The following is a 14,541-nucleotide window of genomic DNA, read 5'->3' on the forward strand; positions in this document are numbered from 1 at the left end:
ACAAATGACGTTATGCTTTGATTGCAGTACAGAAACTCACATCTGCTGTATTCGTTTCCAGATTATAGGAATGGTAAAGTTCGAAACAGGGCCTATCGTCACTATCAAGCTGCTGTTCAACAACTTGCCCCATCAGCTCTTCCCACGCAGGTCCATATTGCGACTTTTCAGTAATCGTTTTGCGAATACAAGCGTATTTACCGCCATCAAATGACATCAACTCGACACCGTTAGATACGTCTACAGTTGACTCAACCAACAAACAAATATCGGTTCGGCATTTATCTGCTGGGGTGATCTCTGGGTTATCATGATAAACGAAGATACTGGTGTTCCCAGCTAGACCTTTTGGGCCTGCCCATGTGTAAAGTGTATCGATTGCAGGTTCATAGTTTTCTCCGTATGGGCCAGTCACTCGCACGTAAGCTAATTGACCAGATTCAAAAGTTTTAATATCCATCATTGTGCTCCATGTTTTTGATTCGGCTTCAGTATAGAGGTCGGCTTCGCCATTCTCGTGTCCATTATTGCGAAGCTTGTGTCCAATCTTGCTGTTTCGCATCAAGCAGCCGTACTCCTCCATATCACGGCAATTGCGAATGTCCGTTGGCGTGATTCCAAAGTACTTTTTAAAGGCTTTTGCCAAGCTTTGAGAGCTCGCGAAGCCACTATCTAATGCCACCGTGGTGATGTCTGGTTTGTTATAGAACAGCTCGTTAGCGGCTTGTTCTAGTCTCAATCGACGAATAAAGTCGTTCAGCGTCTCTCCTACCACTGCTTTGAATATTCGATGGAAATGGTACGGTGACAAATGTGCTTTCTCTGCTACCTGTACCAAATTTGTAGGATTGTCATAGTGACTTTCTAGATAACGAATTACCGGTCGTAGTCGTTTGTGGTAGTCAGTCTTCATCGCCTAGTCCTTCCACATTCCAAGTACGGTTTTACGGATATCGGTAATCGCTTTCGCAGCGATTTTTTTATCCTGAGCATCCGGTGCTATTTTCGGATAGTGCACTCGGTTTAAGTGTTCACACAACGAGTCCGTCATAAAACGGCTCTTGCCTCCATACACATGCTTATCACCCCAACTCTGTTGCTCAGGTACCCAATATTTCATCGGCTGCATGAGATGCAGTTCTTGCTTAGCACGCGTCATGGCTACATACAGTAAGCGTCTTTCTTCTTCTAACGCTCGTTTGTCGCCCACTGCATATTCATTAGGGAAGTTGCCATCAGCGACATTGAGAACATAAACATTTTGCCACTCTTGCCCTTTCGCACTGTGTACCGTGGAGAGAATTAAAAAGTCATCATCGATTTTAGGGTTGCTTGCTAAATCACCAGTCGACTGCGGTGGGTCAAGAGTCAACTCAGTCAAGAACCGTTCACGCGTACTGTATTGACCGGAAATCATTACAAGCTGCTCGACATCACCCCAACGAACAAAATGGTCATCGTAATTCAGTTCTAATAATGGGCTATAGAGAGTTGCAAGAAGGCTCAATTGTTCTGCCCACGGTACAACGTCACTGTTTATCGTGAGTAGAGATTCGACTAACGTTTTAAACTCCACTCTTGCCGACATCGGGACTTTACAATCAGACAGCGCACTGAACTGATATTGATGCGCCTTTAAATGCTCGATGATATTGTTAGCGGTTTTAGGTCCAATACCAGCAAGCAATTTCAACACTCGAAAAGCAGATATGGTGTGTTTTGGATTATCAGCCCAGCGAAGAATAGAAAGAAGATCTTTAACATGAGCGGCTTCAAGAAACTTCAGGCCACCATGTTTAACATAAGGAATATCACGGCGCGTTAACTCAAGTTCCAATCTGTCGCTATGATAGCTAGAGCGAAATAGCACAGCTTGTCGTTTCAGCTCAATGCCCTCTTCCCTCGCTCTTAGAATAGATTCAACGATATATTCCGCTTGCTTAGCGTCATCTTCCACCGTGACAAGTTGAGGTTTAGGCCCTTGTTTTCGCTCCGAATGTAGCTCAACTTTATAACCTTCTTGTCCTTCATTAAGTAGTTGATTGGATAAATCCAAAATACCTTGATGTGAGCGATAGTTGGTTGTGAGCGTAATGACTTTTGCAGGCGGAGAAAACTGTTGTGGAAATTCCAGAATGTTGTCGACACTCGCCGCTCGGAAGCCGTAGATGGATTGCGCATCATCACCGACTACGGTTAACCCTCTTCCATCAGGAAAGAAGGCTTTGAGCATGCCCGCCTGAAGTAAGTTGGTATCTTGGTATTCATCGACCAATATGAAATCGAATTGAGCTCGCACTTTATTTGCTATCTCTGGCACTTGAGCCATATGGAAGCAGTAAAGTAACAAATCATCGTAATCTAAACAGAATTGTTCCGCTTTCTGCTCCGCATACTGAGCAAACAAGATCTTGAGTTCAGAGCTCCACTCTGCACAATTTGGGAAATATTGCGCGACAACCTCTTCGACAGCAGTTTGGCTATTCACGCAACGAGAATATATTTCTAAACAGGTTTTCTTTTTTGGAAAACGTCTATCGGTATTGGTAAAGCCAAGCTCAAACCGCAGCACATCCAACATATCCGCTGCGTCATTTCTATCCATAATGGTGAAATCACTTTCGAGGCCGATAAGGGCAGCATGTTCACGCAACAATCTTGCGGCGATAGAATGAAAAGTCCCCATCCAATCAAGCTTGACTGGGTGATATTGTTTACGCTGCTCATTAAGCTGCTGCTCTGCAATTCGATTCGCGCGAGAAGCCAGCTCAGCAGACGCCCTGCGAGCAAACGTCACCAACAAGATTTTCTCTGGCGGTACACCTTGAACTAATAACTGAGCCGTTTTGTGAGCTAAGGTATTGGTCTTGCCCGTTCCCGCGCCAGCAATAATAAGTAGCGGGGAGTGGTTACTCGTATTGCCTGATTTTGGCATACCAAAATCGACGGCGAGCTGTTGTTGGTGATTAAGAGTGATGGGTTGTGCCATGGTGTGCTCATCTAACTATCTTGGACAGTATAAGATTAGCATGGATACTGTTTTTATATACAGTAAAAGTATAAGTATGCGATCTGTGTGGTATTCAACTGGACAAATGGTGAGTTCGTCCAGCTGAATAATAAGGCGTTAGATACTAGGTTGAACCCTCTTCATATCCAGCATAGGCAATGCCGGAAAGCCGTGCCATATTATGATTCCAAGTAGCAAGGTCGTGTTTGTTGAACTTACTCAAATCATCATGACCACAGGCTCTCGCCATCACTTGCATGAGTTCCACCGACGCCTCAAAGAAGTTTTTTAATTGATGGGATGCTTTTTCAACATTGAGTCGTTGCCTCAAATCGGCTTTTTGCGTTGCGATGCCCGCAGGGCAATTATTGGTGTTACACATTCTCGCAGCGACACAACCGATAGATTGCATTGCACTATTTGATATCGCGACCCCATCAGCACCTAATGCGAGTGCTTTAACAAAATCCATCGGTACACGAAGACCACCAGTGATAATCAGCGTAACCCTGCCACTCGCACCTTGCTGATCCAGATAACGCCGCGCTCTGGCTACGGCTGGAATAGTTGGCACACTGATATGATCCCGGAACATTTCCGGAGCCGCACCCGTCCCCCCACCTCGACCGTCGAGAATGATGTAATCCGCACTGGCATCAAGCGCAAACTGAATGTCCTCTTCAATATGGTTTGCACTCAATTTAAACCCAATAGGAATACCTCCCGTAACTTCTCTCACTCTGTCAGCGAATCGTCTGAAGTCTTCAGCCGTATTCAGATCTTTAAATGTCGGAGGAGAGATAGCGGGTTCTCCTTCAGGAATACCTCTAACTTGAGAAATTTTGCCGATATTCTTGTTACCGGGAAGATGGCCTCCGGTGCCAGTTTTCGCCCCTTGTCCGCCTTTGAAATGAAACGCTTGCACCGATTTGAGTTTACTTTCATCGTAGCCAAATCCTGCGCTCGCCAACTCATAGAAATAACGCGAGTTTGCCGCTTGCTCCTCTGGCAGCATCCCCCCTTCACCCGAACAAATACCTGTACCGGCTAACTCCGCCCCCGTTGCTAATGATACCTTTGCTTCTTCTGACAGAGCACCAAAACTCATGTCCGAAACAAATAAAGGAATGTTAAGCTTCAGCGGCTTCTTAGCCTTAGGTCCAATGACCAATTCAGTCCCAACGGCAACGTCTTCAAGTAGAGGTTTCGTAGCCATTTGAGCAACCATAACTTGTATGTCATCCCAGTGGGGTAACAAATGCCTAGGCACGCCCATTGACGTCATTGGGCCATGATGTCCAAGCTTAGACAGCCCTTCACGGGCAAGTTGATGTATGAGTTCGACTGTTGGTTCTTCTTTCGTTTTAACCGCAACGGGCCCATCACTCGCCTTTTGACTCACACCAGGCCCTTCTTGACCAACTTGCTCATCACAAAACTGTTTGTGGGAGCCATCGCAATATGGAAGGTTTGCTGAGTGCTTGCAACGACACAAATACGCATCGCCCGATTTATCAGCACTGAAGCTTTGTGGTTTGAACTCCGTTCCTGCATGTGAACCGTCGCAGTAAGGTTGGTTTTTTGAACGTCCACAAGTGCAAAAGTAATGCTCTTGTCCACCTTCTAGCTCAACCTTTATCGGCTTGTTATCGGCAATTATTGGTTTGCTCATAATGCTTATCCTTGTTATCCACACTTTCTATGAAGGGGTAACGATAAGCATAGGTCAAAAAACCAACGATAAGATACGTCCAAAGAATCGACAGAGCATCACGTTGGAAACGTTAGAGCTGAGTATCACTCTTTACATATGTCGTAGAGAACTCATAACTATCGCAAATGTGCCTAGCCACTGAATATTCGAAGATTTGTCCGTTATCTAGATAGGCATTTTGGGCCACATTCACTAGATGTTCCCCTATAGGAACACTGAGGTAGTCCGCCTCTTCAACGTTAGCGTTGACAATCGTGATGCGTAAATTAGCGCTATGAATAGTAAGCTTCAGTTTGTCAGATATGTAGCCATATATCGAGTCTTTGACATGTTCGATAGCTAAGCTAGGGACAATTTTTGCTGACAGATAGATATACTCAACGATTGATGGCACGCCATCTAATACTCTGATTCGCGTTATGTCATAAACTGGATCGCCAACGTTGCATTTTAGTTTTTCCGCTATCAACGTGTTTGCGGGCGCCGAACTGAATTTAACAACGCGAGTGTGAACAGTTTTACCCTTATCTTGGGCTCGTTTTTTGGTTCCAAGTAAGTGAGAGTCAGATACGGCATCAGGCTTTTGTTTAACGAATGAGCCAGCTCCGCGCTTACGTACTATCAGCCCTTCTTTCACTAAGAAGTCCATGGCTTTTTTGATGGTTATTTCACTGCATTCAAACTCCGCGGCCAACGATCTGCCATCTGGGAGTTTTTCCTCCGACGAGTACTCTCCAGAAAGAATACGTGTCTTCATTTCACTATAAATGCCCTGATATTTAATCATTTATGAATGCCTATGCTATCCAATATACATCGGCAAATAACCTGCCTTTACTCTTTGTCCCAAGGGTACTTCCTTCTGTATCAAGAAACAAGCAACGACAAAAACCATATTTAACCAAGTCTAAATCTCATCAAAAACCGCCAACAAAAGTGATCAAAATCACCATATTGAGCAAGCATATTTGTAAAACCATATGGTTTTAATAGTATCACTTTAAAGAGATTGATATTTAAAACTGGAGTAATCATGGCATTTCAAAAGAATTTCCTATGGGGCAGTGCGTCTGCGGCTTATCAGATTGAAGGCGCAGCTAACTTAGACGGTAAAGGTGACTCCATTTGGGACGTCTACTCTCGTGTACCTGGCAACACATTCAAAGACACCACGGGGGAAGTAGCGATCGACTTCTACCACAAGTACGAAGAAGATATTGAGTTGATGCGCGAAATGGGTTTAAAAGCTTATCGCTTTTCAGTCGCTTGGACTCGCATCATGCCTGATGGCCGTACTATTAATCCTAAAGGCATCGAGTTCTATCACAACGTTATTAATAAACTTATCGAATGTGGTATCACACCGATCCTAACAATCTACCATTGGGATCTTCCTCAAGCCCTACAAGATGAATACCAAGGTTGGGAAAGCCGTAAGATTCTGGCTGACTTTACCAAGTACTGTGAAGTCCTGTTTACCGAGTACGGTGAAAAAGTACCGTACTGGGTTTGTATGAACGAGCAAAACATCTTTACTAGTCTTGGTTATGTTCAAAAAATCCATCCACCAAAGGTTTCCGATTATCAGCGTTTTATTAATGCTAACCACATTGCAAGTCTTGCAAATGCTAATGCGGTAAAACGATTCAAGGAAATGGGCCTGCCGGGTCAGATCGGAGCGAGCTTCGCTTATAGTCCGACCTACTCTAAAACTGCTTCTCCAGAAGATGTCATCGCGGCTGAAAACGCACAAGAAATCCAAGATTTGCTTTGGATGGATGTCTACGCAAAAGGCGCATATCCAAAGATTGGCCTGAAGCTTCTAGAACGACTTGGTATTCATATCGACTTTCAAGATGGTGACAAAGAGCTGCTAAAAGCCGGTATCTGCGACTTCATGGGACTAAACTACTATCAGTCCGCTACGTTTGTTGCTCCAGAAAATAAAGCTGAGACCGCTCAAACAGGTAATGCTGCTCAAGTCTCTGTGGTTTCCGATGTTGCGGCTATCCCAACAGACAAATACTACGTACGCGCTGATAACGAACATCTAAAAATGACTGATTGGAACTGGGCCATTGATCCTGAGGGACTGCGCGTCGCCCTTCGCCGCATTACATCACGCTATAACCTTCCAATTCTTATTAGCGAAAACGGCCTTGGTGCTTATGACACACTAACGGAAGATGGCAAAGTTCATGATGACTACCGCATTGACTTTCTAAAAGCGCACGTAGAAGCAATTGGAGATGCGATTGACGATGGTTGTGAAGTTATTGGCTACTGCACTTGGTCTTATCAGGACTTGTTCAGTTGGTTAAACGGCTATGCGAAGCGTTATGGGTTCGTGTATGTTGACCGTGATGAAGAGAGTGAAAAAGAACTGAAACGCTACAAAAAAGACAGCTTCTACTGGTATCAAAAAGTCATTGAATCTAACGGTGAAACTCTTTAGATTTCACAAAAAAGGTCTAGCTTGAGCTAGACCTTTTTGTTATCGCAACCGAGAAGTTGGCTACGCCATGATTACTTAATTTCACCAAAGCGCTCTAAGTAAAGAATGGTGGCTGCGGTTCTTGAAGGGACTTGCAGCTTTCTCAGCAAACTCTTCATATGCACTTTAACTGTTGACTCCGAAATAAACAGTCGGTCGGCAATTTGCTTGTTTCTAAACCCTTTCGCTACCTCTTGAAGAATCTGCATTTCACGCTCAGTCAGTGTCGCGAAAACATCACTGGTATTGGCTCTTTCTTCAAGGTACTTCTCGATGGCAGAACTGAAAGCTTTATTGCCTGATGTCAGCCCACGAAGCAGTTCAATGATTTCATCTGGCTCGGTATCTTTAAGTAGATACCCATCAGCTCCCGCTTTTACTAAGGCATCGATATCCGCTGGAATATCAGAGACGGTAAGAATGACAATGTGTCCCTGAAAGTCATCTTCTCTTAGTGCTTTGAGCGTATCCAAACCTGACATACCCTTCATATTAAGATCGAGTAAGATCAAGTCAGGTTCATGTTCTTTTGCCAGCGCAATTGCATCCGAGCCATTGCTGGCTTCCGCAACAATCCCAAAATCGTCTTCAAAGCTGAGTAACTGTCCAATACCACGCCTCATTAAAGGGTGGTCGTCGACTAACATGACTTTACATTCGCTCACTTAGTGGCTCCTTACTTCTTTGAAACGTTAATACCACCTCACAACCATCGTTTTCGGCGGAATTTATAGCAAGTTCTGCATTAAGTCGAGCTGCACGCTCTTTCATAATGCTCATACCATAATGGTCTAATTTCTGTATATTTTGGTCGAACCCTACACCATCATCTTTTATTTTAACAGTAACAAGGGCATTTTCATCTTCGAAACAAGTCACTTTTATAAACGAGGCCTGTGCGTGCTTCATCGCATTAAGTACGGCCTCACGAATAAGTTGTAAGATATGGACTTGTTCGTTTGCTCCTAACTCCAAAGACGACATTTGATTATCGAGTTCTATCTCAGCCTCAGTTTGTTCATCCAATTGATGAAGCATCTCAGTAATAGCTTCACCAAACGTCCCTTCTTTAATCGATAGTCGGAAGGTCGTCAGCAATTCTCGCAACTGAACGTAGGCGTTATCCAATCCCTCACGTATATCATTCAACACTAGTTGAGAGCGACTTGATGACGAGTCTGTTAATTCCTTAGAGATAGAACGGTTTAGTAGTGTAACCTGAATTTTTAAGTAAGACAGTGACTGAGCGAGTGAATCGTGAAGCTCTCTGGCAATCGTCGCCCGCTCTTCCATTAATATAATCTGTTCGGTTTGACGTTGAGCTTTGTTGTAGTAAATCGCTCGCGATAAAATTTGAACGAAGTTATCTATTAATTTTTCATCTGGGCAAGGCAAGCCTACTTGATATCTGAGTTGGCCCAGTTCTTCACCATCCAAGTGCAATGGCCTTACCCGTTCCGCTTTCCCATTGAAAGTACCTTCCGTAGCAATCCAAGGATTACCTTCCACCTCAGAAACTTTGATTTCTACCGCTGAAATACCTTCAACACTGTAGATATAAGTTAATATGGCTCGGAAGTTCTCATGGGAAATTCTCGTTGCTGTTAGTTCTTGTGACGATTGATAAAGCACTTGCAGTGATTGGTGTGCATGTTGAAGCTTATGGGTTTTTTCATTTACCGCTTGTTCTAATCCACGATATAACTTGCCAAGATCTTTGGCCATATTTCTAAATGCGTTACCTAAGATCCCGAGTTCATTGTCAGAACGAACATCAACCTCGACATCAAACGAACGGTTCTGAATCTGTTCACTGGCAGAAATTAGCTGCCCCAAAGGTCGAACAATTTGCTTTCTTACAAACAGTACAACATACACGGCCACCAGTAGAATTCCGCCTAAACCAACTCCGCCAGCCCATGCCAAACGGATTAACTTGTTTTCGGAATGCTCTTGAAGCTCCAATACAAACAAGTCTATACGGTCCACAAAATCAGCGACTAGCAATAGATACTGTTCTCTATCATCACTGGACAGTACAGATTTGAGTTCATGCCAACGGATAATGAGATTGTAATAATCCTGCGTGATTTTCTCAGGTACATCCCATGACTGCAGGGCTTTCATTGAAGGAGAATAAAGGGAACGCTCAAACTGCTCGACATGTAAATAATAGAGTGGCGAATCTGATTGCATATCATAGGCTAATCGATAACTCTGCATTCGCATCGAACCGGAAACGTTGACGGCTTCAGCATCGTTTAAACTAGATGCTAACGTCAAAATAGCAAAGTTCGTTGTTGCTAAGGAAAGCAACAAGATGAGTATCATTGCTTTCGCTATTGTGCCGGTTACAGATTTATTCGGCTTCTTCATGACTCACTAATCTCACTTCACTTGTTTCAATCTATTCATAAGTACCGAAAACCGGACTCACACTATCGCTATCTATTGTCGGTAATTTATTGATCCAAAACAAGGATGGCCCCTATTTAACCCCTAAGAGGTATTTATCCAATTATGTCCAAACTTACAATTTATATGAATGTAAATTAAAGATTGTTAACAGATTTTTTGAACTAGACTTTCTGTAGACAGTTTTTATTGGTGAGATGAATGGTTGATATTTCCAAGCGTCGCTTTTTCACAAGAAAGCAGATCAATACTAAGCAAGCTAGGCTCCCTTGGGTAAAGGATTTAGCAACGTTCACTGACCAATGCACTCGTTGTGGTAAATGCATTAACGTGTGTGAAACGCAAATTATCAAGAGCGGTGATGGTGGCTATCCTGCGGTCAACTTCTCAATTGATGAATGTACGTTTTGTTACAAGTGTGCAGAAATCTGTCCAGAGCCTATATTTAATGATAGAGACGCCACACCTTGGAACGCAAAAGCAGAGATCGACACTCAATGTTTAGCGCAAAACAACATCGAGTGCCGTAGTTGTGGTGATAGTTGTGAAACTATGGCTATCACTTTCAAGTTAAGAGTGGGCGGTGTCGCTTTACCCCAATTAGAGTTAGGGGACTGTAACGGATGTGGAGCATGTGTTTCTGTATGTCCTAGTTCTTCTATCTCGGTGAGTAATGTCTAGTTCGAAGCAAAATTAAAATAAAACAAGAGAAAAAGATTTATGTCACTAAACGAAGTGCACATTTCTAGTTTGGTAGTACATTGCAAGGCTGAGCACCTTGCAGAAATCAAAGCGCAAATCGAACAATTCGATAACGCGGAGATCTACGGAGACAGCGAGGACGGCAAGATTATTGTTGTTCTGGAAACCGAGAATCAGGGTTTCGTCACCGACACAATTGACGCTATCAACAACCTACCGAATGTCCTTAACGCGGCCTTGGTTTATCACCAAATCGAGCACGGGTTAGATGACGATGAAAATAACACTGGAAGTAACCATTCCCAATTAGAGGGTGAAGTATGAAAATGACAAGACGTGCGTTTGTGAAAGCAAACGCAGCGGCATCAGCGGCAGCGGTAGCGGGTATTACCCTTCCTGCATCGGCTACCAACCTGATTGCTAGCTCCGACCAAACAAAAATTACCTGGGATAAAGCTCCTTGTCGTTTCTGTGGTACAGGCTGTTCTGTACTGGTAGGGACGCAAAACGGTAAAGTTGTTGCAACCCAAGGTGACCCAGAGGCGCCAGTAAACAAGGGTCTAAACTGTATCAAGGGTTACTTCCTCTCTAAGATTATGTACGGAAATGACCGTCTAACTCAGCCACTACTTCGTATGAAAGATGGCAAATTTGATAAAGACGGCGACTTCACTCCAATTTCTTGGGACCAAGCGTTCGATATTATGGCTGAGAAGTGGAAAGCTTCACTAAAAGCGAAAGGCCCAACAAGTATCGGTATGTTTGGCTCAGGCCAATGGACCGTTATGGAAGGTTATGCTGCAGCTAAGATGATGAAAGCGGGCTTCCGTTCAAACAACATTGACCCTAACGCACGTCACTGTATGGCGTCAGCGGTAGTTGGTTTCATGCGTGCTTTTGGTATCGATGAACCAATGGGTTGTTACGACGACTTCGAAAATGCGGACGCGTTCGTACTTTGGGGTTCTAACATGGCAGAGATGCACCCAGTTCTTTGGACTCGTATCACTGACCGTCGCTTAAGCCACCCACATGTTCGTGTAAACGTACTTTCTACGTACTACCATCGTTCGTTTGAGCTTGCTGACCACGGTTACATTTTCAACCCTCAGTCTGACCTTGCTATTGCAAACTTTATCGCGAACTACATCATTCAAAACGATGCAGTGAACTGGGACTTTGTTAACAAGCACACCAACTTCAAGCAAGCTGAAACTGATATCGGTTACGGTCTGCGTGACGATGATCCACTGCAAAAAGCAGCGGCTCACCCGAACTCAGGCAAAATGTCAGACATTACGTTTGAACAATACAAAGCCTCTGTCGCACCTTACACTGTAGAAAAAGCTTCTGAAATATCTGGTGTTGAACCAGAGAAGTTGATTGAGCTTGCTAAGCAATATGCTGATCCAAACGTTAAGGTTATGTCTCTTTGGACTATGGGTATGAACCAACATACTCGTGGTGTATGGATGAATGGTCTAGTTTATAACATCCACCTACTAACCGGTAAGATCGCAACTCCGGGTAACAGCCCATTCTCACTAACAGGTCAGCCATCAGCATGTGGTACAGCCCGTGAGGTTGGTACCTTTGCGCACCGTCTACCAGCAGACATGGTTGTAGCAAATCCTAAGCACCGTGCGATTGCCGAGAAAGAGTGGAAGCTTCCAGAAGGGACTATTCCACCAAAACCAGGCTTCCATGCGGTGTTACAAGACCGAATGCTTCATGATGGAGTATTGAACTGCTACTGGATTCAATGTAACAACAACCTACAAGCTGGTCCAAACATCAATACTGAACGTCTTCCAGGTTACCGTAACCCTGAAAACTTCATCGTATGTTCTGACCCATACCCAACAGCGACTGCACAAGCGGCTGACCTCATTCTTCCTACAGCGATGTGGATTGAAAAAGAAGGCGCTTATGGTAACGCAGAACGTCGTACGCAAGCTTGGTATCAACAAGTTGAGACCGTTGGTGAAGCTAAGTCAGACTTGTGGCAGTTAATGGAGTTCTCTAAACGCTTCAAGATGGAAGAAGTGTGGCCAGAAGAACTACTTGCAAAAGCGCCAGAGTACCGCGGTAAAACCATGTACGACATGCTGTTCAAGAACGGCCAAGTTGATAAGTACCCTATCGAAGAAGCTCGTGAGCTTAACGATGATGCTCACCACTTCGGTTACTACGTTCAAAAAGGCCTGTTCGAAGAGTACGCGGCATTTGGTCGTGGTCATGGTCACGATTTGGCTCCATACGATGTTTACCATCAAGTTCGTGGTCTACGTTGGCCTGTTGTTGATGGCAAAGAAACATTATGGCGTTACAAAGAAGGCTCAGATCCATATGCGAAAGCAGGTTCTGGTTGGGACTTCTATGGTAAACCAGACGGTAAAGCTCTGATTATTTCAGCACCGTATGAAGCGCCACCAGAAGTGCCAGATGAAGAATTCGACCTATGGCTATGTACTGGCCGTGTTCTTGAGCACTGGCATACAGGTACTATGACTCGCCGTGTTCCTGAACTGTACAAAGCCGTGCCAGATGCAGTGTGTTATATCCACCCTGAAGATGCTAAGTCTCGTGGCCTTCGCCGTGGTGACGAAGTACTTATGGCTAATAAACGTGGTGAAGTACGTGTACGTGTTGAGACTCGTGGCCGTAACCGTCCGCCAAAAGGTTTGGTATTCGTACCATTCTTCGATGCTCGTATCCTAATCAACAAGTTGATTCTTGATGCGACTGACCCTCTGTCTAAACAGACAGACTTCAAGAAGTGCCCTGTGAAAATCACGAAAGTGGCTTAACAGAGACAATATTGAAACGTGGCTGCTTCAATAGAAGTGGCCACCGAAGAATTAGCCTTAAGGCGGAGATAACAAAATGAAAAAACTGATTGTCGCTATTCTCTCTGTTGGTGCACTGATTGCAGGTGTTGCGCAAGCAGAATTGAATAACCCGGGTGGAACTGGTGGTCTAGATTCACTTCGTGGTAGTAGTAACCTTGAAGACACACGCCCAGCGGATGACTTCAAACATATTCCTAAAGACCAAGTGATTGAGAGTGATTACGTGTATCAGCCTCCACTGATCCCTCATCAAATTCGCAACTATGAAGTATCGCTTAACGCAAACAAATGCTTGGCTTGCCATAGCTGGAAAAACGCGAAAGAAGCAGGTGCGACTAAAATCAGCGTAACTCACTATATGAACCGTGAAGATGCTGTTTTAGCGGACGTTTCCCCTCGTCGTTATTTCTGCTTGCAGTGCCACGTTCCTCAGGTTGATGCACAACCGCTAGTAGGTAACGAGTTTGAGCGCGTAGATTCATTGCGTACTGAATAGCCACGAAGTATTAAGAGAGGCTATATATGAAATTTCTTAAAGCGTTTTGGACTCGTTTAAAGTCACCAAGTAAAGCAGCAGCTGGTGTTGTGCTATTCCTTGGTTTCGCCGGCGGTCTGCTATTTTGGGGTGCTTTCAACACGGGTATGGAAGCAACGAATACTGAAGAATTCTGTTCTGGATGTCACGCACCAATTGTTGCTGAAATCCAAGAGACAATTCATTATTCGAACCGCTCTGGTGTTCGTGCAATCTGCTCTGACTGTCACGTTCCTCACAACTGGACAGACAAAATTGTTCGTAAGGTTCAAGCTTCGAAAGAGTTGTTTGCACATTATGTGTTGAAAACCATCGATACTCCTGAGAAGTTCCAAGCACGACGTGGACACCTAGCTGAACGAGAATGGGCTCGACTCAAAGCCAATGACTCCCTTGAGTGTCGTAACTGTCATGAATTTGATTACATGGACTTTTCCGAGCAAGGCCCACGAAGCGTGCAGCAGCACTCTACTGCATTAGCGTCTGGCGATAAAACTTGTGTTGATTGCCACAAAGGTATCGCACACAAACTGCCTGATATGAAAGGTGTGGAAGGCTGGCAATAAGGAGCACTGAATGAGTACATTAGAATCGGTGATTTGGCACGTACTAGGTTATGCTGCAATGCCAGTCATCATTTTGTCGGGATTCGTTGGAGTCGCAGCCGTTTCGATATGGTTGTTGTCTCTCGGTAAAGACAAACAGCAATAAAGCTTTTAGCCTCGCTCATGCGGGGCTTTTTATTTTTCCCCTCTTAACCACATGATTTCTACTATAGTTAATTTACTCCAATAAAATGAAACAAATAGAGTAGAATCA

General features: G+C 44.2%; 13 protein-coding genes. 7 read left to right on the forward strand and 6 right to left on the reverse strand.

What is annotated here, in order from left to right; translation table 11 throughout:
* Positions 1–10 precede the first annotated feature (10 nt).
* From MMA19_RS03845 to MMA19_RS03860, 4 genes are all read right to left on the reverse strand, one after another.
* Positions 11–913: an AraC family transcriptional regulator gene (locus MMA19_RS03845; protein ID WP_198559094.1), complete on the reverse strand. Its 903-nt coding sequence runs from the start codon at positions 911–913 to the stop codon at positions 11–13.
* A gap of 3 nt (positions 914–916) precedes the next feature.
* Positions 917–2,989 (reverse strand): ATP-dependent helicase, encoded by a 2,073-nt coding sequence (locus MMA19_RS03850; RefSeq protein WP_240205550.1) that lies wholly within the window; start codon positions 2,987–2,989, stop codon positions 917–919.
* A 145-nt stretch (positions 2,990–3,134) separates the two neighbouring features.
* Complete coding sequence (locus tag MMA19_RS03855) at positions 3,135–4,682, reverse strand: glutamate synthase-related protein (RefSeq protein ID WP_240205551.1); 1,548 nt, start codon at positions 4,680–4,682, stop codon at positions 3,135–3,137.
* A gap of 112 nt (positions 4,683–4,794) precedes the next feature.
* On the reverse strand, positions 4,795–5,511 hold the full coding sequence (locus MMA19_RS03860; RefSeq protein WP_088878757.1) for a GntR family transcriptional regulator: 717 nt from the start codon (positions 5,509–5,511) through the stop codon (positions 4,795–4,797).
* 246 nt (positions 5,512–5,757) lie between these two features.
* Here MMA19_RS03860 and MMA19_RS03865 point away from each other — a divergent pair, with 246 nt between their 5' ends.
* Positions 5,758–7,179 (forward strand): glycoside hydrolase family 1 protein, encoded by a 1,422-nt coding sequence (locus MMA19_RS03865; RefSeq protein ID WP_240205552.1) that lies wholly within the window; start codon positions 5,758–5,760, stop codon positions 7,177–7,179.
* Between the two features lie 71 nt (positions 7,180–7,250).
* On the opposite strand, the gene MMA19_RS03870 is transcribed toward MMA19_RS03865, so the two are convergent.
* Positions 7,251–7,883 (reverse strand): response regulator, encoded by a 633-nt coding sequence (locus MMA19_RS03870; RefSeq protein ID WP_006069402.1) that lies wholly within the window; start codon positions 7,881–7,883, stop codon positions 7,251–7,253.
* The gene (gene narQ, locus MMA19_RS03875) at positions 7,870–9,594 is read right to left on the reverse strand and encodes a nitrate/nitrite two-component system sensor histidine kinase NarQ (protein ID WP_006069401.1); all 1,725 of its coding nucleotides are present in this window, start codon (positions 9,592–9,594) and stop codon (positions 7,870–7,872) included. The genes MMA19_RS03870 and narQ overlap by 14 nt, the downstream gene beginning before the upstream one ends.
* A 240-nt stretch (positions 9,595–9,834) precedes the next feature.
* Between narQ and napF the strand changes: the two genes are divergently transcribed.
* The 6 genes from napF (at position 9,835) to MMA19_RS03905 (ending at position 14,433) form a co-directional block, all read left to right on the forward strand.
* Complete coding sequence (gene napF, locus MMA19_RS03880; RefSeq protein ID WP_124941315.1) at positions 9,835–10,314, forward strand: ferredoxin-type protein NapF; 480 nt, start codon at positions 9,835–9,837, stop codon at positions 10,312–10,314.
* Positions 10,315–10,353: 39 nt separating this feature from the next.
* Positions 10,354–10,659 (forward strand): chaperone NapD, encoded by a 306-nt coding sequence (locus MMA19_RS03885; RefSeq protein ID WP_006069399.1) that lies wholly within the window; start codon positions 10,354–10,356, stop codon positions 10,657–10,659.
* Positions 10,656–13,145 (forward strand): periplasmic nitrate reductase subunit alpha, encoded by a 2,490-nt coding sequence (gene napA, locus MMA19_RS03890; protein ID WP_088878761.1) that lies wholly within the window; start codon positions 10,656–10,658, stop codon positions 13,143–13,145. Before MMA19_RS03885 ends, napA begins: the two co-directional genes overlap by 4 nt.
* A gap of 76 nt (positions 13,146–13,221) precedes the next feature.
* Entirely contained in the window at positions 13,222–13,683 is a 462-nt protein-coding gene (locus MMA19_RS03895; protein ID WP_006069397.1) for a nitrate reductase cytochrome c-type subunit, read from the forward strand.
* Positions 13,684–13,709: 26 nt separating this feature from the next.
* Positions 13,710–14,288, forward strand: a complete 579-nt coding sequence (locus MMA19_RS03900; protein WP_006069396.1) for a NapC/NirT family cytochrome c — start codon at positions 13,710–13,712, stop codon at positions 14,286–14,288.
* A 10-nt stretch (positions 14,289–14,298) separates the two neighbouring features.
* Positions 14,299–14,433 (forward strand): TIGR02808 family protein, encoded by a 135-nt coding sequence (locus MMA19_RS03905; protein WP_006069395.1) that lies wholly within the window; start codon positions 14,299–14,301, stop codon positions 14,431–14,433.
* The last annotated feature ends 108 nt before the right edge of the window (positions 14,434–14,541 follow it).

This window comes from Vibrio sp. CyArs1, from assembly GCF_022432925.1.
GTDB classification, from domain to species: domain Bacteria; phylum Pseudomonadota; class Gammaproteobacteria; order Enterobacterales; family Vibrionaceae; genus Vibrio; species Vibrio mediterranei.